A 21,700-nucleotide genomic window follows, 5' to 3' on the forward strand; every position below is an offset into this window, starting at 1 on the left:
GACAATGCCATGAAGGCATTGTCCTTTTCTCTTATATTTCCATAATGATTGGTAAAATCATTGGGCGACGTTTCGTTTTTTCGTATAGGAATGGTGCTAATGTGTCTGTAATCTCATTTTTAATTTCAGACCATTGTGTTGTTTTACGTTCCATTACTTTTTCTAAATGTGTTGTAATCAATGTTTGAGCATCGTTAATTAAATCGCTGCTTTCACGCATATAAACGAAACCACGCGAGATGATATCAGGTCCTGCTGCAACTTTAAATTCTTTCATATCAATGCTTACAACTACAATTACAAGCCCTTCTTCAGAAAGGATGCGACGATCGCGTAATACGATATTACCGATATCTCCAATACCATTTCCATCAATATAGACAGAACCAGATGGAATTTTTCCAGCTACACTTGCTTCATCTGAACGCAAGGCAAGAACATCTCCGTTATCCATGATGAAACAGTTCTCTTCTGGAATACCGCAATCATTCGCTAATTTCATATGCATACGTTGCATACGATATTCACCATGAATTGGCATGAAATACTTTGGTTTAATTAGACGTAGCATTAGTTTTTGCTCTTCTTGTCCGCCATGTCCACTCGTATGAATGTTTGACAGCTTGCCATGGACTACATTAGCACCAGCACGATACAACATGTTAATTGTACGGCTTACACTAATTGTGTTACCAGGGATTGGTGAAGAAGAGAAAACAACTGTGTCGCCAGGAATAATTTGAATTTGACGATGAGTACCATTCGCAATACGGGAAAGTGCTGCCATTGGTTCACCTTGACTACCAGTACATAAAATAACCACTTTATTAGCTGGTAGGCGGTTTAGTTGAGATGTGTCTATGAATGTATCTTTTGGACATCGGATATACCCAAGGTTTTGTCCAATCTCGATAGCTGCTTCCATACTTCGACCAAATACAGCTACTTTACGATTATTTTCAACAGCAGCCTCAACAACTTGTTGTAAGCGATGGATATTCGATGCAAAGGTTGCGAAGATAATACGACCTTCTACTTTGCGGAATATATCTTGAATACTATCGCCAACACGGCGCTCAGACATCGTAAAGTTTGGAACTTCACTGTTTGTACTGTCAGATAAGAGACAAAGTACACCGTCTTTTCCGATTTCAGCCATTTTTGTTAAATCTGCTGGCTCACCGACTGGTGTGAAATCGAATTTGAAATCACCTGTATGAACGACTTGTCCTTGAGGTGTTTTCACAACAACTCCGTATGAATCCGGAATACTGTGAGTTGTACGGAAGAAGGAAACAGATGTCTTTTTAAATTTAATAACATCATCTTCTTGAATTTCATAAAGCTTCGCTTTACGAAGTAATCCGTGCTCTTCTAATTTGTTTTTTATTAGTGCAATTGCTAATTTTCCACCGTAAATTGGAATGTTTACTTGACGTAATAGATAAGGGATTCCACCGATATGATCTTCGTGACCATGTGTAATGAATAATCCTTTAATTTTATCTTCGTTTCGCACAAAATAAGTGTAATCAGGTATTACATAATCGATCCCGAGGAGTTCGTCTTCTGGAAATTTAATTCCAGCGTCAATTATAATAATTTCATCTTGAAATTGAACAGCATATGTATTTTTACCGATTTCACCAAGACCACCGAGAGCAAAAACGGCAACTTGATCATTTTTTAGAAATTTCATATGGCTATACAATCTCCGCTAATACTAAATCAGCGTTTTGTTTTTCATATTCAAGATGAGCGCCAGTAACAGACTGAACAAACTCGATATTATATGCGAACTTATTTAATTTTTTACGAACATCCTTTTCAGACGTAGCCTCTAAATATACAACTTTTGTATTTTCACGTACTGGGACCTCAGTTAATTTTTCTTGATAAAATACTTTAAAAATCATTTGGAAAACCTCTCCTTGTCTATGTTTTGCATTATCTGTTACTTATTATAAAGCAAACAGTCACGATTTTCATGTTTTTTCGAATGAGAATGAAGAAAAAGCCCGAAATGGGCATAATTTAAGCGATTGTCTTCTTCCGGACTAAATCGTTTAAATAACGCTTAAGCTTTTTCTTCAGCTTCTTCAGCATGATTACTCCTTCCTTTCCTTATTCTAAACATGCATATTACTAGTGAAAACTCTATCTCTGACATAAGAAAGAGGGGAAAGTGAATGGAAAACCTTGTCCTTTCTCATACAGTGAAAGTTATTCTATAGTAACGATTAGTAGCCGTTAGTTATAGATATAGTATGAGGAAGAATGGACAAGAAAATTCATTAGAACAAGTATTCACCCTTTTTACTAATATATATATGCATGTTTCATAAATAAGGTCAGAAAGTGAACGCTTTCTTCACAGATGTTTAATATGTTATACTTTTTTTTAGAATTTGAAAAGCGATTATCAAAATAGGAGTAAAGAGTGCCAGAAAGGGTTTTGACAAATGAATGATAAAATTGTCTTTTTTGATATTGATGGAACATTATTAGATCACGATAAAAAAATTCCGCAATCTACACGAGATGCAGTAAGACATTTGCAGGAAAAAGGGGTGCATGTAGCAATTGCGACAGGGCGCGCACCGTTTATGTTTGAAGATATTCGTAAGGAACTCAATATACATAATTATGTTAGTTTTAATGGACAGTATGTTGTCTTTGAAGATGAAGTAGTATTTAATAATCCGTTACACCCAGCTGCCTTGCATAAGTTTACTCAGTTTGCAAAACAAGAAGGATATCCACTTGTATATCTTGACCATCAAGAAATGAGAGCGACAGTGGAATATCATGATTATGTGAAAGAAGGTTTTGGAAGCTTGCAGTTCGAGCATCCGGCATATGAACCTGATTTTTACGAAAAACGCGATATTTATCAAACGCTTCTTTTTTGTGAAGTAAATGAAGAGGAAAAGTTTATTAATCAATATCCAGATTTTCATTTTATTCGTTGGCATGCGTATTCAATGGATATCATTCCTAATGGTGGTTCTAAGGCAAAAGGGATTGAGAAGTTCATTGAAAAATTAGGATTTAGCCGTGAACAAGTGTATGCATTTGGGGATGGTTTAAACGATTTAGAAATGATCGAAGCAGTTGGGACGGGCATTGTGATGGGGAATGGTCATGAAGATTTGAAAAAACTTGCAAATCATGTGACAAAGGATGTAAGTGAAGACGGTATATATCATGGATTAAAATGGGCTGGCCTGTTATAAGTAAATATGGAACCCATTTCATAAAATAAAAAGGCGGGAGATTAATTCCCGCCTTTTTATTATTAGCGCTCTAAAGGTTTTGAATCATCAGGAGCGGTAAATGGATTTTCTTTATTAATATGGTCATAGAACATAACACCATTTAAATGATCAATCTCATGTTGGAATACAATTGCCGGTAAGCCTTTTAAGCGTAATTTTACTTCTTCTCCATTAATAGATGTTGCTTTCACTGTAATTCTTGTGTAACGAGGGACATAGCCAGGTACTTCGCGGTCTACAGATAGACAACCTTCACCGCTTTGTAAATATGTACGTTCAACAGAATGACTAATGATTTTTGGATTGAATAATGCATGGCTATATAACGTACCGTTCGTATCAGTTACATGAACCGCAATCATTTTCTTTGAAATACCGATTTGCGGAGCTGCTAATCCGATTCCAGGGCGTAAACTGTATTTTTCAGCCAGTTCAGGATCCTGGCTATTTATTACAAAATCAATCATTTCTTTAAGGGTATTTGTATCTTCTTCACTCGCTGGTAACGACACCTCTTCTGCAACATCCCGCAAAATAGGATCTCCTTCGCGAATTACATCGTTCATTGTAAGCATATGTAATCTCTCCTTTCCTCTTTAGTCTACCAAAGGAGATGAGAAAAGTCATCGGCAAGTAAGGGTAACTATTTGCAAATCGTTCTTCTATAGAGGAGTTATGTATGAGATAAAAAGAAAAGACGGCAAAGCCGTCTGTTTCTTTCCATAGTTGTTTCATTTTACATTAGCGAATGCAAGCAGCACCAACGATAATTAAAAGGATAAACAACACAACGATTAAGGCAAAGCCGCGTCCAGATCCGCCACAAGAACCGCCATAACCGTAGGAAGGATATGAACAAGTTGGATAGCAATATGAGTATCCGTACATGAGATGACCTCCTTTTTCATTTCCCGCTAATACTGCGGTTACTATAATGTATGGAAGAGAGTGTGGTGATGTATAGGTATTTACCTAAAAAAGGAAGAAGAGTTTGTATATTTTTGTTACGAAGAGAGAAAAACTAAAGAGAATTAAATCGTTTACATATTATTCTAAGAGAAAAAATAAGTGAAAAAGGGAATAATATAACAGTGGGTCAATGCTTACTAATACAGATGTGAAAAATAAAAACACGTTTGTGTAATAGAAACCTGCATATTATTTATAAAAAAACGTATTCAAAGTAATTGACATCGTAATTAGAATAGTTGTAAACTAAAAAACGTGATCAAGATTGTATTAATATGTTTCTGAAAAAACATTAGTACAGATTGTTAGGTACACAAAATTATTCTCAACCGACAGACAAACATGTTGGTTTACATCGTTGCGCTTTTTAAACTGGAAAATAGCCAGTGAAAGCGTTTCAGAATATGGTTCAAGAGAGGAAGAGGTGAACGGAATGGGTACTAAAACAAAAAAGACCCTATTTAATGTTGATGAGCAAATGAAAGCTATCGCAGCTCAATTTGAAACATTACAAATTTTAAATGAAAATGGCGAAGTTGTGAATGAAGCAGCTATGCCTGAATTATCTGATGATCAATTAAAAGAATTAATGCGTCGTATGGTGTATACTCGCGTACTAGATCAACGTTCTATTTCTTTAAACCGTCAAGGACGTTTAGGTTTCTACGCACCTACAGCTGGACAAGAAGCTTCTCAATTAGCAAGTCATTTCGCACTTGAAGCAGAAGACTTTATCTTACCAGGATACCGTGATGTACCACAATTAGTATGGCACGGATTACCATTATATCAAGCATTCTTATTCTCTCGTGGACACTTCATGGGTAACCAAATGCCTGAGAATGTAAATGCACTAGCTCCACAAATCATTATCGGTGCGCAAATCATCCAAACTGCTGGTGTTGCGTTAGGTATGAAACTACGTGGTAAAAAATCTGTTGCAATTACTTACACTGGTGACGGTGGTGCTTCACAAGGTGATTTCTACGAAGGTATGAACTTTGCAGGTGCATTCAAAGCTCCAGCAATCTTCGTTGTTCAAAACAACCGTTATGCAATCTCTACTCCAGTAGAAAAACAATCTGCAGCTAAAACTGTAGCACAAAAAGCAGTAGCAGCAGGTATTTACGGAATTCAAGTAGACGGTATGGATCCATTAGCTGTATACGCAGCAACTGCTTTCGCTCGTGAGCGCGCAGTAAATGGCGAAGGCCCTACTTTAATCGAGACTTTAACATTCCGTTATGGTCCACATACAATGGCTGGTGATGACCCAACTCGTTACCGTACAAAAGATATCGAAAACGAATGGGAACAAAAGGATCCAATCGTACGCTTCCGTAAGTTCTTAGAAACTAAAGGCCTATGGTCTCAAGAAGTTGAAGAGAAAGTAATTGAAGAAGCAAAAGAAGATATCAAACAAGCAATTGCTAAGGCTGACCAAGCTCCAAAACAAAAAGTTACTGATTTAATGGAAATCATGTACGAAAAAATGCCTTACAACTTAGCTGAACAATATGAAATTTACAAAGAAAAGGAGTCGAAGTAAGCCATGGCTCAAATGACAATGATTCAAGCAATCACTGATGCTTTACGCGTTGAAATGAAAAATGACCCTAACGTACTTGTGTTTGGTGAAGACGTTGGTGTAAACGGCGGTGTATTCCGTGCTACTGAAGGTTTACAAGCTGAATTCGGTGAAGATCGTGTAATGGATACTCCACTTGCAGAGTCTGGTATTGGTGGACTTGCAGTTGGACTTGCACTTGAAGGATTCCGTCCAGTTCCAGAAATCCAATTCTTCGGTTTCGTTTATGAAGTAATGGATTCAATTTCTGGTCAATTAGCTCGTATGCGTTACCGTTCTGGCGGACGTTGGACTGCTCCAGTAACAGTTCGTTCTCCATTCGGTGGCGGTGTTCATACTCCTGAACTACATGCTGATAGCTTAGAAGGATTAGTGGCTCAACAACCTGGTCTAAAAGTTGTTATTCCATCTACTCCATACGATGCAAAAGGTCTTTTAATCTCTGCGATTCGTGACAACGATCCAGTTATCTACTTAGAGCATATGAAATTGTACCGTTCATTCCGTCAAGATGTACCAGAAGGTGAATACACAATTGATTTAGGTAAAGCTGATATCAAACGTGAAGGTACAGATGTATCTGTTATCGCTTATGGTGCTATGGTTCATGCTGCATTAAAAGCTGCTGAAGAACTTGAAAAAGAAGGTATCTCTTTAGAGGTTGTTGACTTACGTACAGTTCAACCATTAGATATCGAAACAATCATCGCTTCTGTTGAAAAAACAGGCCGTGTAGTTGTAGTTCAAGAAGCTCAAAAACAAGCTGGTATTGCAGCTAACGTTGTAGCGGAAATTAACGACCGTGCAATCTTAAACTTAGAAGCTCCAGTTGTACGTGTTGCAGCTGCTGATACAGTATTCCCATTCTCTCAAGCTGAGAGCGTATGGTTACCAAACCATAAAGATATTGTTGAAGCTGTTAACAAAGTAATGAACTTCTAATTTTTAGTTTTTCATGTGCAAAAGAAATCAGCACATGCTGGTTTCTTTTGTACATATTCCATAATAATGAAATGAATCAGGGGGCTGAATTCCGTGGCATTTGAATTTAAACTACCAGATATCGGTGAAGGTATCCACGAAGGTGAAATCGTAAAATGGTTTATTAAACCAGGCGATGAAGTAAATGAAGACGATGTACTTCTTGAAGTACAAAATGATAAAGCAGTAGTAGAAATCCCTTCTCCTGTTAAAGGTAAAGTACTTGAAGTACTTGTAGAAGAAGGAACAGTTGCAATTGTAGGAGATACATTAATTAAATTTGATGCTCCTGGATACGAAAACCTTAAATTTAAAGGTGACGATCATGATGAAGCTCCAAAAGCTGAAGAAGCAGCAGTAGAAGCTCCAGCAGCGGAAGCTACTCCAGCAGCAACTGCAGAAGTAGTAGATGAGCGCGTTATCGCTATGCCATCTGTTCGTAAATATGCTCGTGAAAAAGGTGTAGATATTCATAAAGTAGCTGGATCTGGTAAGAACGGTCGCGTTGTGAAAGCTGACATCGATGCATTTGCAAATGGTGGACAAACTGTAGCAGCAACTGAGGCTCCAGCAGCAGTAGAAGCTACTCCAGCAGCAGCGAAAGAAGAAGCACCAAAAGCACAACCAATCCCAGCTGGTGAATATCCAGAAACTCGTGAGAAAATGAGTGGTATCCGTAAAGCGATTGCGAAAGCAATGGTTAACTCTAAGCATACAGCTCCTCACGTAACATTAATGGATGAAGTTGATGTAACTGAGCTTGTTGCTCACCGTAAGAAGTTCAAAGCTGTTGCAGCTGACAAAGGTATTAAATTAACTTACCTTCCGTACGTTGTTAAAGCTTTAACATCTGCATTACGTGAATACCCAATGTTAAACACTTCTTTAGACGATGCATCTCAAGAAGTAGTTCACAAACATTACTTCAACATCGGTATCGCAGCTGATACAGACAAAGGTCTATTAGTACCAGTTGTTAAAGATACAGATCGCAAGTCTATCTTCACTATTTCTAACGAGATCAATGATCTTGCTGGTAAAGCACGTGAAGGTCGTTTAGCTCCAACTGAAATGAAAGGTGCTTCTTGCACAATTACAAACATTGGTTCTGCAGGTGGACAATGGTTCACTCCAGTTATCAATCACCCAGAAGTAGCAATCCTTGGTATCGGCCGTATCGCTGAGAAGCCAGTTGTGAAAAATGGTGAGATCGTTGCAGCTCCAGTATTAGCATTATCTCTAAGCTTTGACCATCGTTTAATTGACGGCGCAACTGCTCAAAAAGCATTAAACCAAATTAAACGTCTATTGAATGACCCACAATTATTAGTAATGGAGGCGTAATAACAATGGTAGTAGGAGATTTCCCAATTGAATTAGATACAGTCGTTGTTGGTGCAGGTCCTGGTGGATACGTTGCGGCAATTCGTGCAGCACAATTAGGTCAAAAGGTAGCAATCATTGAAAAAGCTAACCTTGGTGGCGTATGCTTAAACGTTGGATGTATTCCTTCAAAAGCGTTAATCAATGCAGGTCATCGTTATGAGAATGCAATGCATTCTGATGACATGGGTATCACTGCAGAGAACGTAAAAGTTGACTTTACAAAAGTTCAAGAATGGAAAAACGGCGTAGTTAAGAAATTAACTGGCGGTGTTGAAGGCCTTCTTAAAGGTAATAAAGTTGAAATCATTCGCGGTGAAGCTTACTTCGTAGATGCTAACACATTACGCGTAATGACTGAAGATGCAGCTCAAACGTATACGTTTAAAAATGCTGTTCTTGCAACTGGTTCTACACCAATCGAAATTCCTGGATTCAAATACTCTAAACGTGTTATCAACTCTACAGGTGCTTTAAGCTTACCTGAAATTCCTAAAAAACTTGTTGTAATCGGCGGCGGTTACATCGGTATGGAATTAGGTACTGCATATGCTAACTTCGGTACAGAAGTTACTGTAGTAGAAGCTGGCGACGAAATCTTAGCTGGTTTTGAAAAAGCAATGAGCTCTGTTGTTAAACGTGCTCTTCAAAAGAAAGGTAACGTAAATATCCATACAAAAGCTATGGCTAAAGGCGTTGAAGAAACAGAAACTGGCGTAAAAGTTAGCTTCGAAGTTAAAGGTGAAATCCAAACTGTAGAAGCAGATTACGTATTAGTAACTGTAGGTCGTCGTCCAAACACTCAAGAAATCGGTCTTGAGCAAGTTGGAGTTAAAATGACTGACCGCGGTATCATCGAAATCGATGAGCAATGCCGTACAAACGTACCAAACATCTATGCAATCGGTGATATCGTTCCTGGACCACCATTAGCTCACAAAGCTTCTTACGAAGGTAAAGTAGCTGTTGAAGCAATTAGTGGCCATGCATCAGCTATCGATTACATCGGAATTCCTGCAGTATGCTTCACTGATCCAGAATTAGCATCTGTTGGTTACACTAAGAAACAAGCTGAAGAAGCAGGAATGACTGTAACTGTATCTAAGTTCCCATTCGCTGCAAACGGTCGTGCGTTATCATTAAACAGCACTGACGGTTTCCTACAACTTGTAACACGTAAAGAAGATGGTCTTCTTGTAGGTGCTCAAGTTGCAGGCGCAGGTGCTTCTGATATTATCTCTGAGATTGGTTTAGCTATCGAAGCTGGAATGACAGCTGAAGATATCGCTCAAACAATCCACGCTCACCCAACATTAGGTGAAATCACAATGGAAGCAGCTGAAGTTGCTCTTGGAATGCCAATTCACATTGTAAAATAATAAAAAAACGTCTTCTAAATTTAGAAGACGTTTTTTTACGTATGTGTTATATGAATAGAAAAACAAGAGGTGAATCGGAATGATTCACCTCTTGTTTTTTATTCTTTATTTTCAAATTGATACATTTGTTTACTTGTACTAGTGTCATTATAAAGAAATAAGACGATATCAGCATTTAGTTTTTCAAGATCTTGTTTAATATTTTTACTTGCCCCAAATCGTGGATCAATAAAAGTTGTTTGTTCGAATTCTTGTGCGAATAAAGGATAAGTTGCATCTGCATAAGAATCTTTAATAATGACAGCATGCAATTTACTTTTTGCATTTGGATTTAAGATGTTAATCTGTGAATAGTCTGTTTGATAAACCGATGCATAGTCTGGTGAAAGCTTCTTTTTGTTCACTGCAAAGAATTCTTTCATCGGTATTTTACTTGTTTCTTCTGATTTTGGACCGAGATAGACAGTATAATTATCCCACACATTTGGGTTTTCTTTTAATTGTACATATGGAATTGTTTCAGGTGTTTTTATTAATTTGTATAATTGTCTATTCCAACTACCGATAAATTGCCCATTAGGTTCTTCTATAGTGGTTTTATAATCATCTCGATTAACAACATTTCCTGTAAATACTTTAGAGTGATTAGCAATGTAATTCATTGTTTGTTCGTATGCATAAAACGCACCTTTCATATTCCAATGGTGATCCGTTTTAAAGTATAGTTCTTCTAATTGTTCGTGAGTAAATTCTTTTTGAATAGCAGGTAGAACATCAATAAATGGAAAATTTATTTTCTGTAATTCTTGTACAAAATAATCACGATGTTTTTGATCATACCCACGATCTACATATGGTGGGTACTTATACGAAAATGTCGTTAGTTTACTTGGAGCTAACAGGAAATAAAATTCTGTTTTTGTAAATTGATTTCTTAAGTTGTCTAGTTCACTTACAGATTGCTTTATTTGATCACGCATATCAATATTTGTAGGTGCAGACAAAATGAAACCGTCATCTGCGACGAAATTATTATTTACAAAAGTGCGATTGAATTTTAATTGCAACTTTGTGTAAGTTTCAATAAATTTATCTCGTGCGGCAATATGATCTGTAAAGTGTAATTCAGTATCTTTGAAATATTTTCCGGATTTTATAGTATCCATAGTTAGGACTGGATCTAAAGCTAATTCTCTGTTTTCAAAATCAGAAAAACTTTTTTTATCCCAATATATTATTTTGGCTGTCCATATACACATCCCGAAAATAATAGCGAGAAATCCAGTGATTAATATACGATTAGTTAAATTTTTCATAGTTAGCCCTCCTTTAGAAGCGGAAGTAAATAAATGGATTGTAAGTTGCATTCGTTAAGTACATCATAGTAATGATTAAAACACTCAAATAGTAAAGTGGAGATAAAAGTACTATCTTTTTATTTACAAATAGAGTCTTGATCCAAGAGAAAATTGGAGCTGATGTCACTATTGCAAGTATAAAGATTCCCCAATAATTCATCACATAGAAATAACTAGTAATGTCAGTCAACGATCCATTTAATCCGAACATTGCTTGTAAAAATTTAGAACAGTAGCTAAAGTTGTCAGCTCTGAAGAAAACCCAACCGATAATCACTAAAAACAGCACGTATACATGTTGAATTGGCCACCATAATTTTTGCAAGATTTTCTCAAAACCGGATTTTTCCAAAGCAATTAAACATCCGTAATAGATACCCCAAATCATAAATGTCCAACTAGCCCCATGCCAAAAACCTGTTAGCGCCCATACTATAAAGAGATTACGATAGATTTTCCAGCTAGATACTCGATTGCCACCTAGTGGGATATAGACATAATCACGGAACCATGAACCAAGGGAAATATGCCAGCGACGCCAAAATTCAGAAATCGATTTTGATATATACGGATAATTGAAGTTTTCTAAGAAATCAAACCCGAACATTTTTCCTAATCCAATGGCCATATCACTGTAGCCTGAAAAATCGAAATAAATTTGTAATGTATAAGCGATCGCACCAATCCAAGCAGTAGATACGCTCATTGTTGCTGGGTCCATTGCAAATATTTCATCGGCAATAGCTCCCAATTGATTTGCAATCAAAACTTTTTTTCCTAATCCAAGGATAAAACGACGAATGCCTTCTGAAAACATATCAGCATTAACGGTTCTAACATGTAATTGATGAGCTATTGTGTTATACCGAACAATTGGTCCCGCAACTAATTGAGGGAAAATAGTAAAGTATAGCGCCAAATCAAACAGATTTCGCTGAGCCTCTACTTTTCTTTTGTAAATATCAATAATATAACTCATTGCATGGAAAGTGAAAAATGAAATCCCGATTGGTAATGGGATTTTTTCGAGTACAATGTTTGTATGAAAAATCCCGTTTATATTATCTACTAAGAAATTAGCATATTTAAAATATCCTAGTATAGCAATATTGACGACGATTGCTATAGTAAGAATGAGTTTTCTATTTGTATTAGATATTTGTCCTGTATTAAGCCATAACCCGAACCAATAGTTAATGAAAATAGAAAAAAGCATAAGGAAGACATATATAGGCTCTCCCCAGGCATAAAATAATAAACTAAATAACAAAAGAACGATGTTTTGTAATTCTTTACGTACTGAATAGTACACTAGAAGAATTGCAGGTAAAAAAAGACATAAAAAAAATAGGTTACTAAATACCATGTATCATTGATTCCTTTCTATAGTTAATCCAAAGGAATTATACCATGCAACTGATAGAAAATTCTATATTGTAAGAAAATAAAGATAATGTAACGTAAAAACGAGGGAGTTTGGGCATATAAATAGTTAAGCACTTAAATAAATGGTAGAAGATAAATCATAGAGTAAGTAGAAGCTTCAAATGTTTTCTATACGAAGAAGTTTGTTTTTTTAATATGGAGAGGGATGGACTCCACATTATAATAGAAGAGATAGGAGGTAACGCTATGAAAATTACGCTAGTTTCATTTTTACATCTAGCTTTATGGAGTGGATTTTCAGCAGTGTTATTATTGTCAAGTCGTGATAAACTTCATTATAAAATTTTTCTTTTTCTCATATTTTTTTATTTAGCGTATGTGATAGCGTATGTCATACTAAGTGCAAGGAGAAAAGCAATGCTTCTTACTTGCACGAATAGTATGATTTTTCTAATCGTTTATTTTTGTTTTTAAACTAACGTTTATAGAAATACATTATCCTTCCATTAAATAATTGTAATTCTCCTTCTAATTTCTTCGCTAGAAAACGGCAAAATTCATTTGCTTTTCCTTTATCACCAAATGTTGCATTAGAGGGTAAAGAAATTTGAATGAAAGATTGTTCATTTTCTATTCCAACACCGACATAAATTGAGTCATATCGATCATGATTGGATTGAAGCTTTAGTGTTGTTGCTGATGTATCTAAAATTTCATAAGGAAAAGCGGTATTTGTATAAGCGTAATTAATTTGAACTCCGGTTTGGGAAGTAACTGTTTTATAGTACTGAAAAAGTTGTTTTATATCATCTGTTGAAACAGAGTGTTGATTGGATTTAGGTACAAGCGTAATAAAGGCATGTTGCATATAAGTTCCCCCTAGCTTAGTAGAATAATATCATTCTACAACCTACCGAATTTTTTGACAATTAAAAGGAGTATTGCTTTTTTTGTTTAATATATGTATGAGTAGGAAAGGTGATGTAGAGAGGTGGAAACCAATGTTTGAAAAATTGTATGATGAGCATGAAAGTGTGAAGGTACGATTTTTAGGATTTATGACACATGATACTCGTTATGACTTTGGGATTGTTTATACAAATATGTTTTTTGGAAAGCCACTCATTGTTTGTATGCAAACGGGAAGGTCTACTTTACTGGGACAAGATGATGTAGAGAATGTGCAGTATATGCAGGAAATTTTCAAGTTAGGATCTCAAGAGGAAGCAGCGGAGTTAGCTCAGTTTTTTAAATTTCTCGTTCCATCTACTTCATTGCATGCAGAATATGAAGAATAATTAATTTGAAACAGTCGTACGTATAAATATGGCTGTTTTTTTGTGTCAATATCGCATACTAATTTAAAATTAAAATATTTAATGTGTTATACTAAAAACCTATTGACGTAAAAAGTATAACATATTAAAATAAAGACAGAAAGTTAAGCGGTTACAAAAGTTTTTGGGATTATAAACTTAGGGGGAAATGAAAAATGGGAACAATCGTATGTCAAGATTGTGAAGGTACAATTGCACACTTCGAGGATGAGAAAGTAACGGTACTTTACGGGAAATGTGGATCTTGCGGATGTGATCACACAGAGCATACAAAAGCCCAATAATTGATAGGACATGGACAACTGAAAGTTTTTAGGACCATAAACTTAGGGGGAAATGAAAAATGGGAACAATCGTATGTCAAGTATGCGAAGGAACAATCGCACATTTTGAAGATGAGAAAACGACAGTACTTTACGGAAAATGTGGTACAAATTGTGATTGTGCTAATAGAGATAATGCGAAAGCTTAATGATAAATAAGTAGATTACTATTAAAAATCAGGGGGAAATGAAAAATGGGAACAATCGTATGCCAAGTATGTGAAGGAACAATCGCACATTTTGAAGATGAAAAATCAACAGTATTATATGGGAAATGTGGATCTCATTGCGAATGTGACCATAAAGAACATACAAAAGCTTAATTATTAAAAAAAGCGCCTACATGTGTAGGCGCTTTTTTTAATAAATTGTAGTTGTATGGCCAACTGTAGCAACGATTGCATCATCTCTAATCGGAATAAACCCTATGGCTGTTTGTGGTGTGTTTGGAGAGGCGTATTGACTCATTATACGGCTATCAATACGAGTAATAGTATCGGTCAAAAAAGCTGAAATAAAAGCGTAAGGGACGCGTCGTTCATTTAATGAGTAGATAATTTCTTCTTTTGTTTTTACACCTACGCCATGTCCGTAAAAAAAGAAATTTCCTAGATAGATTGTGTTTTCTCCTTGCCACTCAATCGTAGCTGGATTCACTTGTGGGTTTTTAAAGTAAACGAGATCACCAGGAACAAGGTCGCCACCTGTTTTTGTTATGAGTTTTAAATCTTGATCGTAGTCCCAAGTATAAAGTAAAAGATTTGCAAAGAGGCGATTGAAGGTTTCTTCCTCATACAATGATAGTAAAGCTTTGTAAAAAATAATTATCATAGCGGTTGCGCATTCAGTCCCATATAGTTTCCCGTTTTTGAAAATATCTTGTATGGCAATAGAAGGTGGTATATTTGGAAGTAGTTGGAATCCCCCTAAAGATGTTCTTTTCCAAAACTGGGGGTTGCAAAAGGATTGTTGAAACGTACGAAACTGAAATCCACTTTGAAAAAGTTCTAATGCAGAAATAATAATATTAACTCGCAAATTTAAATCAAAGCTGAGTTCGTCAGCAGTTCGGAAGGAATAAACTTCTTGATTTCCTGCCATTATGGATAAAATTTGTTGCTTCTCAGCTGCAAATGGCTCATATTCATTTGTGATATAAGGGTGTACAATAGAACGACCTATTACAATCATAATGGTATCCCCACCTATACGTTACATTCTTTAGTAGCGTATGAAGAAAGGGAAAAAAGGTGAAAGAAAAGCCTATCAACTGATAGGCTTGTACTCTTTAATAACACGTAATGTTTGTAATGTCATATCTTCAGGACCTTGTACAGGTAAACCTGCTTCTAAATTTTTACGAATATACTCTAAGTTATCTTGTGTAATAATTTCCCCCGGAGTAAAGATTGGAATCCCTGGTGGATAAACCATAACAAAATCAGCTATAATACGACCTGCCGCATTTTCAAATGGAATGACTTCTGTTTCTGAATAAAAAGCATCTCGTGGAGAAAGTGCTAGCACCGGTATTTCTGGAATTTCTACTTGTACTTGAACACCTTTATCTGCCCTATTTCTAAATGTTTCCGCTAAATCTTGTAATGCTGCAATAAGCGTATTTGTATCGCTTTCTGTATCTCCAAAAGTGATAAGACATAGTATGTTGTATAAATCGGAGAGTTCTACTTCAATGTTATATTGCTCTCTAAGCCATACTTCAGCCTGATGGCCGGTAATACCTAAATCTTTCACAGACACAATTATCTTTGTAGGATCATAGTTAAAAGTAGCGTCTGTACCTAACATTTCTTTTCCAGGACAGTAAAGGTGCTCAATAGCATTTATAGCATCACGAACATGTTCAGCTAATTGTATTGTTTGTTCTATGAGCGCTGTTCCTTCTGTAGCAAGACGTTTTCTTGCTACATCAAGAGATGCTAATAAGATGTAAGAAGTTGATGTAGTCGTAAGCATGCTAATAATAGATTGAACATGTTTTACGTTCACAAGACCTTCTTTCACATTAAGAATAGAACTTTGAGTTAAAGAGCCTCCTAATTTGTGAACACTTGTTGCTGCCATATCTGCACCAGCTTGCATCGCTGACATCGGTAATTCATCGTGAAAATGAATATGAACACCATGAGCCTCATCGACTAGTACAGGGATATCATACGAATGTGCTAATTGTACAATCTGTTCTAAGTCTGCAGCAAAGCCAAAGTAGGTTGGATTAATAACAAGTAAGCCTTTGGCATCTGAGTGTTCTTCAAGTGCTTTTTTGACAGATTGAATTGTAATTCCATGAGAAATACCAAGTTTTGGATCGATTTCAGGATGCATGAAAATAGGTTTTGCACCTGAGAAAATAATAGCTGACATTACTGATTTATGCACGTTTCGTGGTACTAGGATTTTGTCACCAGGACCGCAAACGCTCATCACCATTGTCATAATAGCGCCACTTGTACCTTGAATAGAAAAGAAAGTATGATCTGCACCAAATGCAGCAGCAGCTAAATCCTGTGCTTCTTTAATCATACCCTTTGGATGATGTAAATCATCGAGTGGCGCAATATTAATTAAATCAATTGCTAATGCGTTATGCCCAATAAATTCGCGAAATTCAGGATCCATGCCCTGTCCTTTTTTATGACCAGGAATATGGAATTGGATTGGATTTCGCTTACTGTGCTCAACTAAAGCGGTAAACAATGGTGTTTCGTATTGGGACAATCTATACACCCCTTCTTTTTTGTAATATTTATTAGAATTTGTTTTATATGATTTCATCTCATTCTAAAAGGAAAGTAAGGTAATTAACTTTTAAAACGAGACTTGTTTTCCTGCCATTCACAAAATCCTTTTGGATGGTAGTCACACTTTATTTTCTATAAAACAAAAGCATTATATCACCAATAATTATGGATGTATATAAAAAAATATTTTTATGGTGAGTATGTGTAATAGTTATTTCCAAGTCAACTCATAGAGGAAGACAATTCCATTAAAATGAATAAATAGTGTATAATGCAGAGTGGCTATAATGAAGAATAAAAAATTCTCTTTAAGATAGCATAATGAAACACGTAGAAATGATAAATGAGGTGTAAAATGGAATATCAATATCCGTTAGATTACGATTGGTCAAATGAAGAAATGGTTGCCATTGTGAAGTTTTATGAAGCAATTGAGAAGGCATATGAAAAAGGAATTAGAAGAGAAGAATTAATGGGATTATATCGTCGTTTTAAAGAGATTGTTCCATCAAAAGCAGAAGAAAAGAAAATTGATAAAGAGTTTCAAGAAGTAAGTGGATATTCTATATATCGTACTATTCAAAGGGCGAAAGAAGTCGAAGAACAAAAGCTTGTGAAAATGTAAAAATATTTTGAAAAATAAAAACTGAAGTGATATAATGTGATAACAACTAAAAACGGACAATATAAATTGTCCGTTTTCTACTATCGATTACAAAGTGCATATAAAGGAAGGAGTGATTGCATCGTAGATTCAATCTTAGCAAGGAATTGTTCGTTGGTCATTGCTGAAAACTCCTCTGGTGATATATGAATACCAACTAATAGTTCTGCTTTTTTCACAGTAGCTAAACGTTCAATCATCTTTTGTAAGTCTTCTGTTTCAAGCGTTTTATGCAATTTTACACTTGGTTTAGTATGGTCAATGGACCAAACGAAGTCATTTGGAATATTTGTTTTTAAATCATTTAAATGTTCTAAGAAGGCGTGAGCCGTCTCCACTTTTTGTGGACACTCATAGATTAAACCAAAGTATATGAAGGCATGAGTACCCCATAAACCAATTTGAAAATGTGGTAGCATTTTATATCCTCGTTTATTTGTTGAAAAAGCAACCCAAGTATCGTTTGGTGGATTGACTTTGCGGCGTGCATGTTTTGCAACATGATAAAAAAAGTTCTCATCAGTTTGTTTGGATAAATACTCTGCAAACTGTTCCCCTAAAGCTTCTAGCTTAGGATGAATGTTCGTTTTAATTGCACTCATTCGTTCTTCGAGACCATCAACTGTAAAGACATCAAAATCAGTTGATTTGAATGTTTGTAGTGTCATGATTGTTCCTCCAACTCCTATTTTGTTTTTATTTTAGCATAGCTTGTACTATTCATAAAAAAAACAGCACAAAAAAATTTAAATAAAAAAATATAATTTTGTTGCATAGATGATTTATCCAACATAGTATAGTATAAAACAAAAAATCAGAAAATTGAATTAATTCTAGTCCGAGGGCAGACGAATATTGGGAGGAGGCAAATAATATGAGACAGGTGATTAATGCGTTAAAGAGAACAGATGCTGAAAAGAGAATACCGGTGCTACGTTTGGAGCTAGATTATGAATTAGCAACTTTATATGATGCAATGATGGAGGATGACAAACAGAAAAAAGAAGAGTGCGTACAAAAATTAGAAGTGTTGAGACTTGAAATGATTCGTTTAGAAGCGTAATAATAGTATATGTATAAAAAATTAGTTGGTGCGAACCTTATAAAGGGTTCGTTTTTTCTGTGAACAGTATAGATCGGAGTGTTTAAACATGCAAGAGGTATGGAAAGATATCGATGCACATGCCAAACGGTGGATTCGAGATGCAGGAGAGCGCTTAATGGCATCACTGAAACAAGCACTTATTATAGAAACGAAATCAAATGCAGCTGATTTAGTAACAAACATGGACCGGGAAATAGAACAGTATTTAATTGGGAAAATTAAAGAAACATTCCCAACCCATAATATTTTAGGAGAAGAAGGCTATGGAGATGAGATAACTTCTTCTGACGGGGTTGTTTGGTTAATTGATCCAATTGATGGTACAATGAATTTTGTACATCAAAAAAGAAATTTCGCAATTTCAATTGGAATTTATGAGAACGGTATCGGAAAAATTGGTCTTATTTATGATCCTGTTCATGATGAATTATATCATGCGGTAAAGGGAGTTGGAGCGTTTTGTAATGATACGCCAATTCCTCTATTGGAAAAAGGAACAGTAGAGAATGGTATTATAGCTTTAAATGCGATATGGCTTACCGACAATCCATTGCTTAATATGGAAAGTATGATGGCACTTGTTAAGAAAGCAAGGGGTACGAGATCATATGGCTGTGCAGCATTAGAAATGGTATACGTTGCAACGGGAAGAATAGATGCATATGTAACGCCGAGATTATCACCATGGGATTTTGGTGGGGGGCAGATCATAGTTGAGGAAGTTGGAGGAAAGGTGACAACATTCTCCGGAGCTCCGCTGTCTATTATAGAGAAAAGCAGTGTATTAGTTGCAAAACCGGGAGTATATGAGGAAGTATTATCATTTATATCGCAGTAACAAAAAAAGTAAGAGGCTATATACAAGCTTCTTACTTTTTAACATTATTGCGATTTACGCATTTTTCTTTTTGTTACAAAACCATATCCAACTGTAACAAATGTGCCGATAATGCAAATAATAATACCAATGGGACTATTTTCAGCAACCATAATGCCGATACCGATTAAGAAAATAACACCGATAATTGCAGTTAATAAAAAGCGATATTGAATGTGTTCCATTTCTTCACCCTCCAATCTCATTTTACTTTCACAAAAGTAAGAATACAACTATATTTTCATTCTTGATTTTATTTTGATTGCCATTGTATCCCCTTCGCTCTTATAATAGAGAAGGATTAAAAAGACATTAGGAGTTGGACATGTTGAAAAAACGACAAGATTTACGAAATATAGCAATTATTGCCCACGTTGACCATGGTAAAACAACACTTGTTGACCAGTTATTACGTCAAGCGGGGACGTTCCGTGCGAATGAACATATTGAAGAACGCGCAATGGACTCAAATGATCTAGAAAGAGAACGCGGTATTACAATTTTAGCGAAAAATACTGCGATTCACTATGAAGATAAAAGAATTAACATTTTAGATACACCTGGTCATGCGGACTTCGGTGGAGAAGTAGAACGTATCATGAAAATGGTTGATGGTGTTCTACTTGTTGTTGATGCATATGAAGGTTGTATGCCACAAACACGATTTGTTTTAAAGAAAGCTCTTGAGCAAAACTTAACACCAATCGTAGTTGTAAACAAAATTGACCGTGACTTTGCTCGCCCTGACGAAGTAGTTGATGAAGTTGTTGACTTATTCATCGAGCTTGGTGCAAACGAAGATCAATTAGAGTTCCCAGTTGTATTTGCATCAGCAATGAACGGAACAGCAAGCTTAGATTCAAATCCAGCAAATCAAGAAGAGAATATGAAATCATTGTTTGACACAATTATTGAACATATTCCAGCACCAGTGGATAACAGTGAAGAGCCACTTCAATTCCAAGTAGCACTTCTTGATTACAATGACTATGTTGGTCGTATCGGAGTTGGACGCGTATTCCGCGGTACTATGAAAGTAGGACAACAAGTTGCATTAATGAAGGTTGACGGAAGTGTAAAACAATTCCGTGTAACGAAATTATTTGGTTACATTGGATTAAAACGTCAAGAAATTGAAGAAGCAAAAGCTGGAGATTTAGTAGCTGTTTCAGGTATGGAAGACATTAACGTTGGTGAAACAGTATGCCCAGTTGAGCATGAAGAGGCTTTACCATTATTACGTATTGATGAGCCAACACTACAAATGACATTCCTTGTAAATAACAGCCCATTTGCAGGTCGTGAAGGTAAATACATTACATCTCGTAAAATTGAAGAGCGTCTTCGTTCACAATTAGAAACAGATGTAAGTTTACGTGTAGATAATACAGATTCTCCTGATGCGTGGATCGTATCTGGACGTGGTGAGTTACATTTATCTATCCTAATTGAAAACATGCGTCGTGAAGGTTATGAACTACAAGTATCTAAGCCTGAAGTAATTATTAAAGATGTTGATGGCGTAAGATGTGAGCCTGTAGAGCGCGTACAAATCGATGTGCCTGAAGAATACACTGGTTCTATTATGGAATCAATGGGTGCACGTAAAGGTGAAATGTTAGATATGGTGAATAACGGAAACGGTCAAGTTCGCCTTACTTTCATGGTTCCAGCACGTGGTTTAATTGGTTACACAACAGAATTCTTAACATTAACTCGTGGTTACGGTATTTTAAACCATACATTCGATTGCTACCAACCAGTACACGCTGGACAAGTAGGTGGACGTCGTCAAGGTGTTCTAGTTTCACTTGAAACAGGAAAAGCATCACAATACGGTATTATGCAAGTTGAAGATCGTGGTGTAATCTTCGTTGAACCAGGTACAGAAGTATATGCTGGTATGATTGTTGGAGAACATACACGTGAAAATGATTTAACAGTTAACGTTGTAAAAATGAAACAACAAACTAACATTCGTTCTGCAACGAAAGACCAAACTTCAACAATGAAAAAACCACGCTTAATGACTTTAGAAGAGTCATTAGAGTACTTAAACGATGACGAGTTCTGTGAAGTGACTCCGGAATCAATCCGTCTACGTAAAAAGATTCTTGATAAGAGCGAGCGCGAAAGAGCTGCTAAGAAAAAGAAATCTGTAGAAGCGTAAAAACAAAAAAACAACTACCTTTCCAAAAGGTAGTTGTTTTTTTGTTTTATTTATTTTTAGAATATTTATTCTTTTTTGTGGACAGTATTTTTTTTGCGAGTTACTCTTGTATTAAGTGTATAAAGAAAACTTGTTTTTAT

25 protein-coding genes are annotated in these 21,700 nt (G+C 35.9%); 14 read left to right on the forward strand and 11 right to left on the reverse strand.

The genetic code is table 11. From position 1 onward, the window contains the following. Positions 1-31: 31 nt before the first annotated feature. Positions 32-1,699, reverse strand: coding sequence for a ribonuclease J1 (gene rnjA, locus JDS81_RS03775; protein ID WP_000670378.1), 1,668 nt, complete (start codon positions 1,697-1,699; stop codon positions 32-34). Positions 1,700-1,703: 4 nt separating this feature from the next. Beyond that, a complete protein-coding gene (locus JDS81_RS03780) occupies positions 1,704-1,916 on the reverse strand; it encodes a DNA-dependent RNA polymerase subunit epsilon (protein ID WP_000576438.1) in 213 nt (70 codons plus the stop codon). A gap of 546 nt (positions 1,917-2,462) precedes the next feature. Here JDS81_RS03780 and JDS81_RS03785 point away from each other — a divergent pair. Continuing rightward, positions 2,463-3,236, forward strand: coding sequence for a Cof-type HAD-IIB family hydrolase (locus JDS81_RS03785; RefSeq protein WP_000998284.1), 774 nt, complete (start codon positions 2,463-2,465; stop codon positions 3,234-3,236). A 62-nt stretch (positions 3,237-3,298) separates the two neighbouring features. On the opposite strand, the gene def is transcribed toward JDS81_RS03785, so the two are convergent. Beyond that, positions 3,299-3,853, reverse strand: a complete 555-nt coding sequence (def, locus tag JDS81_RS03790; RefSeq protein WP_000957068.1) for a peptide deformylase — start codon at positions 3,851-3,853, stop codon at positions 3,299-3,301. A 166-nt stretch (positions 3,854-4,019) separates the two neighbouring features. Next, the gene (locus JDS81_RS03795; RefSeq protein WP_000274562.1) at positions 4,020-4,166 is read right to left on the reverse strand and encodes a YjcZ family sporulation protein; all 147 of its coding nucleotides are present in this window, start codon (positions 4,164-4,166) and stop codon (positions 4,020-4,022) included. A 514-nt stretch (positions 4,167-4,680) separates the two neighbouring features. Here JDS81_RS03795 and pdhA point away from each other — a divergent pair. From pdhA to lpdA, 4 genes are all read left to right on the forward strand, one after another. Next, complete coding sequence (pdhA, locus tag JDS81_RS03800) at positions 4,681-5,796, forward strand: pyruvate dehydrogenase E1 component subunit alpha (protein ID WP_000536896.1); 1,116 nt, start codon at positions 4,681-4,683, stop codon at positions 5,794-5,796. 3 nt (positions 5,797-5,799) lie between these two features. After that, positions 5,800-6,777: a pyruvate dehydrogenase complex E1 component subunit beta gene (gene pdhB / locus JDS81_RS03805; RefSeq protein WP_000068166.1), complete on the forward strand. Its 978-nt coding sequence runs from the start codon at positions 5,800-5,802 to the stop codon at positions 6,775-6,777. A gap of 93 nt (positions 6,778-6,870) precedes the next feature. Beyond that, positions 6,871-8,160, forward strand: a complete 1,290-nt coding sequence (gene pdhC / locus JDS81_RS03810) for a pyruvate dehydrogenase complex dihydrolipoyllysine-residue acetyltransferase (protein ID WP_097954284.1) — start codon at positions 6,871-6,873, stop codon at positions 8,158-8,160. Positions 8,161-8,165: 5 nt separating this feature from the next. Beyond that, positions 8,166-9,578, forward strand: coding sequence for a dihydrolipoyl dehydrogenase (gene lpdA, locus JDS81_RS03815; protein WP_000260104.1), 1,413 nt, complete (start codon positions 8,166-8,168; stop codon positions 9,576-9,578). 98 nt (positions 9,579-9,676) lie between these two features. Here lpdA and JDS81_RS03820 read toward each other — a convergent pair whose 3' ends face one another. Together JDS81_RS03820 and JDS81_RS03825 are read right to left on the reverse strand one after the other, a co-directional pair. Then, the gene (locus JDS81_RS03820) at positions 9,677-10,894 is read right to left on the reverse strand and encodes a DHHW family protein (RefSeq protein WP_079519572.1); all 1,218 of its coding nucleotides are present in this window, start codon (positions 10,892-10,894) and stop codon (positions 9,677-9,679) included. A gap of 13 nt (positions 10,895-10,907) precedes the next feature. After that, complete coding sequence (locus JDS81_RS03825; protein ID WP_000232074.1) at positions 10,908-12,302, reverse strand: MBOAT family O-acyltransferase; 1,395 nt, start codon at positions 12,300-12,302, stop codon at positions 10,908-10,910. Between the two features lie 266 nt (positions 12,303-12,568). Here JDS81_RS03825 and JDS81_RS03830 point away from each other — a divergent pair, with 266 nt between their 5' ends. Then, entirely contained in the window at positions 12,569-12,796 is a 228-nt protein-coding gene (locus JDS81_RS03830; protein WP_097880907.1) for a hypothetical protein, read from the forward strand. Between the two features lies 1 nt (position 12,797). On the opposite strand, the gene JDS81_RS03835 is transcribed toward JDS81_RS03830, so the two are convergent. Next, positions 12,798-13,190, reverse strand: a complete 393-nt coding sequence (locus JDS81_RS03835) for a DUF1885 family protein (RefSeq protein ID WP_097954283.1) — start codon at positions 13,188-13,190, stop codon at positions 12,798-12,800. 133 nt (positions 13,191-13,323) lie between these two features. On the opposite strand from JDS81_RS03835, the gene JDS81_RS03840 reads away from it, so the two are divergent. From JDS81_RS03840 to JDS81_RS03855, 4 genes are all read left to right on the forward strand, one after another. After that, the gene (locus JDS81_RS03840; RefSeq protein WP_000462031.1) at positions 13,324-13,620 is read left to right on the forward strand and encodes a DUF3055 domain-containing protein; all 297 of its coding nucleotides are present in this window, start codon (positions 13,324-13,326) and stop codon (positions 13,618-13,620) included. Positions 13,621-13,814: 194 nt separating this feature from the next. Then, positions 13,815-13,943, forward strand: coding sequence for a GapA-binding peptide SR1P (locus JDS81_RS03845; RefSeq protein ID WP_000536778.1), 129 nt, complete (start codon positions 13,815-13,817; stop codon positions 13,941-13,943). 59 nt (positions 13,944-14,002) lie between these two features. Beyond that, positions 14,003-14,131, forward strand: a complete 129-nt coding sequence (locus tag JDS81_RS03850) for a GapA-binding peptide SR1P (RefSeq protein WP_000536788.1) — start codon at positions 14,003-14,005, stop codon at positions 14,129-14,131. A 45-nt stretch (positions 14,132-14,176) separates the two neighbouring features. Then, positions 14,177-14,305: a GapA-binding peptide SR1P gene (locus JDS81_RS03855; RefSeq protein WP_000536785.1), complete on the forward strand. Its 129-nt coding sequence runs from the start codon at positions 14,177-14,179 to the stop codon at positions 14,303-14,305. Between the two features lie 37 nt (positions 14,306-14,342). Here the strand turns inward: JDS81_RS03855 and JDS81_RS03860 are convergent, their stop codons facing one another. Both JDS81_RS03860 and speA read right to left on the reverse strand, forming a co-directional pair. Further along, entirely contained in the window at positions 14,343-15,173 is an 831-nt protein-coding gene (locus JDS81_RS03860) for a protein-glutamine gamma-glutamyltransferase (protein WP_000635336.1), read from the reverse strand. A gap of 75 nt (positions 15,174-15,248) precedes the next feature. Next, positions 15,249-16,721, reverse strand: a complete 1,473-nt coding sequence (speA, locus tag JDS81_RS03865; protein ID WP_000084886.1) for an arginine decarboxylase — start codon at positions 16,719-16,721, stop codon at positions 15,249-15,251. A 378-nt stretch (positions 16,722-17,099) separates the two neighbouring features. Here speA and JDS81_RS03870 point away from each other — a divergent pair, with 378 nt between their 5' ends. Continuing rightward, positions 17,100-17,369, forward strand: coding sequence for a UPF0223 family protein (locus tag JDS81_RS03870; RefSeq protein ID WP_000456544.1), 270 nt, complete (start codon positions 17,100-17,102; stop codon positions 17,367-17,369). Positions 17,370-17,449: 80 nt separating this feature from the next. On the opposite strand, the gene JDS81_RS03875 is transcribed toward JDS81_RS03870, so the two are convergent. Beyond that, positions 17,450-18,076 carry a YktB family protein gene (locus JDS81_RS03875; protein WP_000175079.1) on the reverse strand — a complete coding sequence of 209 codons (627 nt, stop codon included), beginning with the start codon at positions 18,074-18,076 and terminating at the stop codon, positions 17,450-17,452. Positions 18,077-18,282: 206 nt separating this feature from the next. On the opposite strand from JDS81_RS03875, the gene JDS81_RS03880 reads away from it, so the two are divergent. Then, positions 18,283-18,471, forward strand: coding sequence for a hypothetical protein (locus JDS81_RS03880; protein ID WP_001250164.1), 189 nt, complete (start codon positions 18,283-18,285; stop codon positions 18,469-18,471). An 88-nt stretch (positions 18,472-18,559) separates the two neighbouring features. Next, a complete protein-coding gene (locus JDS81_RS03885) occupies positions 18,560-19,351 on the forward strand; it encodes an inositol monophosphatase family protein (RefSeq protein ID WP_001158712.1) in 792 nt (263 codons plus the stop codon). Between the two features lie 44 nt (positions 19,352-19,395). Here the strand turns inward: JDS81_RS03885 and JDS81_RS03890 are convergent, their stop codons facing one another. After that, the gene (locus tag JDS81_RS03890; RefSeq protein WP_000400129.1) at positions 19,396-19,575 is read right to left on the reverse strand and encodes a DUF5325 family protein; all 180 of its coding nucleotides are present in this window, start codon (positions 19,573-19,575) and stop codon (positions 19,396-19,398) included. Between the two features lie 140 nt (positions 19,576-19,715). Here JDS81_RS03890 and typA point away from each other — a divergent pair, with 140 nt between their 5' ends. Then, on the forward strand, positions 19,716-21,560 hold the full coding sequence (typA, locus tag JDS81_RS03895) for a translational GTPase TypA (protein WP_000914753.1): 1,845 nt from the start codon (positions 19,716-19,718) through the stop codon (positions 21,558-21,560). Positions 21,561-21,700: the final 140 nt, after the last annotated feature.

The sequence above is a fragment of the Bacillus cereus group sp. N31 genome, from assembly GCF_016483245.1.
Taxonomy (GTDB): Bacteria; Bacillota; Bacilli; order Bacillales; family Bacillaceae_G; genus Bacillus_A; species Bacillus_A toyonensis.

What these genes read in the sequence shown, in the direction of transcription:
- rnjA (WP_000670378.1), bottom strand. Translation starts at nt 1,699, where the DNA reads ATGAAATTTCTAAAAAATGATCAAGTTGCCGTTTTTGCTCTCGGTGGT.
- JDS81_RS03780 (WP_000576438.1), bottom strand. Translation starts at nt 1,916, where the DNA reads ATGATTTTTAAAGTATTTTATCAAGAAAAATTAACTGAGGTCCCAGTA.
- JDS81_RS03785 (WP_000998284.1), top strand. Translation starts at nt 2,463, where the DNA reads ATGAATGATAAAATTGTCTTTTTTGATATTGATGGAACATTATTAGAT.
- def (WP_000957068.1), bottom strand. Translation starts at nt 3,853, where the DNA reads ATGCTTACAATGAACGATGTAATTCGCGAAGGAGATCCTATTTTGCGG.
- JDS81_RS03795 (WP_000274562.1), bottom strand. Translation starts at nt 4,166, where the DNA reads ATGTACGGATACTCATATTGCTATCCAACTTGTTCATATCCTTCCTAC.
- pdhA (WP_000536896.1), top strand. Translation starts at nt 4,681, where the DNA reads ATGGGTACTAAAACAAAAAAGACCCTATTTAATGTTGATGAGCAAATG.
- pdhB (WP_000068166.1), top strand. Translation starts at nt 5,800, where the DNA reads ATGGCTCAAATGACAATGATTCAAGCAATCACTGATGCTTTACGCGTT.
- lpdA (WP_000260104.1), top strand. Translation starts at nt 8,166, where the DNA reads ATGGTAGTAGGAGATTTCCCAATTGAATTAGATACAGTCGTTGTTGGT.
- JDS81_RS03820 (WP_079519572.1), bottom strand. Translation starts at nt 10,894, where the DNA reads ATGAAAAATTTAACTAATCGTATATTAATCACTGGATTTCTCGCTATT.
- JDS81_RS03825 (WP_000232074.1), bottom strand. Translation starts at nt 12,302, where the DNA reads ATGGTATTTAGTAACCTATTTTTTTTATGTCTTTTTTTACCTGCAATT.
- JDS81_RS03830 (WP_097880907.1), top strand. Translation starts at nt 12,569, where the DNA reads ATGAAAATTACGCTAGTTTCATTTTTACATCTAGCTTTATGGAGTGGA.
- JDS81_RS03835 (WP_097954283.1), bottom strand. Translation starts at nt 13,190, where the DNA reads ATGCAACATGCCTTTATTACGCTTGTACCTAAATCCAATCAACACTCT.
- JDS81_RS03840 (WP_000462031.1), top strand. Translation starts at nt 13,324, where the DNA reads ATGTTTGAAAAATTGTATGATGAGCATGAAAGTGTGAAGGTACGATTT.
- JDS81_RS03845 (WP_000536778.1), top strand. Translation starts at nt 13,815, where the DNA reads ATGGGAACAATCGTATGTCAAGATTGTGAAGGTACAATTGCACACTTC.
- JDS81_RS03850 (WP_000536788.1), top strand. Translation starts at nt 14,003, where the DNA reads ATGGGAACAATCGTATGTCAAGTATGCGAAGGAACAATCGCACATTTT.
- JDS81_RS03855 (WP_000536785.1), top strand. Translation starts at nt 14,177, where the DNA reads ATGGGAACAATCGTATGCCAAGTATGTGAAGGAACAATCGCACATTTT.
- JDS81_RS03860 (WP_000635336.1), bottom strand. Translation starts at nt 15,173, where the DNA reads ATGATTGTAATAGGTCGTTCTATTGTACACCCTTATATCACAAATGAA.
- JDS81_RS03870 (WP_000456544.1), top strand. Translation starts at nt 17,100, where the DNA reads ATGGAATATCAATATCCGTTAGATTACGATTGGTCAAATGAAGAAATG.
- JDS81_RS03875 (WP_000175079.1), bottom strand. Translation starts at nt 18,076, where the DNA reads ATGACACTACAAACATTCAAATCAACTGATTTTGATGTCTTTACAGTT.
- JDS81_RS03880 (WP_001250164.1), top strand. Translation starts at nt 18,283, where the DNA reads ATGAGACAGGTGATTAATGCGTTAAAGAGAACAGATGCTGAAAAGAGA.
- JDS81_RS03885 (WP_001158712.1), top strand. Translation starts at nt 18,560, where the DNA reads ATGCAAGAGGTATGGAAAGATATCGATGCACATGCCAAACGGTGGATT.
- JDS81_RS03890 (WP_000400129.1), bottom strand. Translation starts at nt 19,575, where the DNA reads ATGGAACACATTCAATATCGCTTTTTATTAACTGCAATTATCGGTGTT.
- typA (WP_000914753.1), top strand. Translation starts at nt 19,716, where the DNA reads ATGTTGAAAAAACGACAAGATTTACGAAATATAGCAATTATTGCCCAC.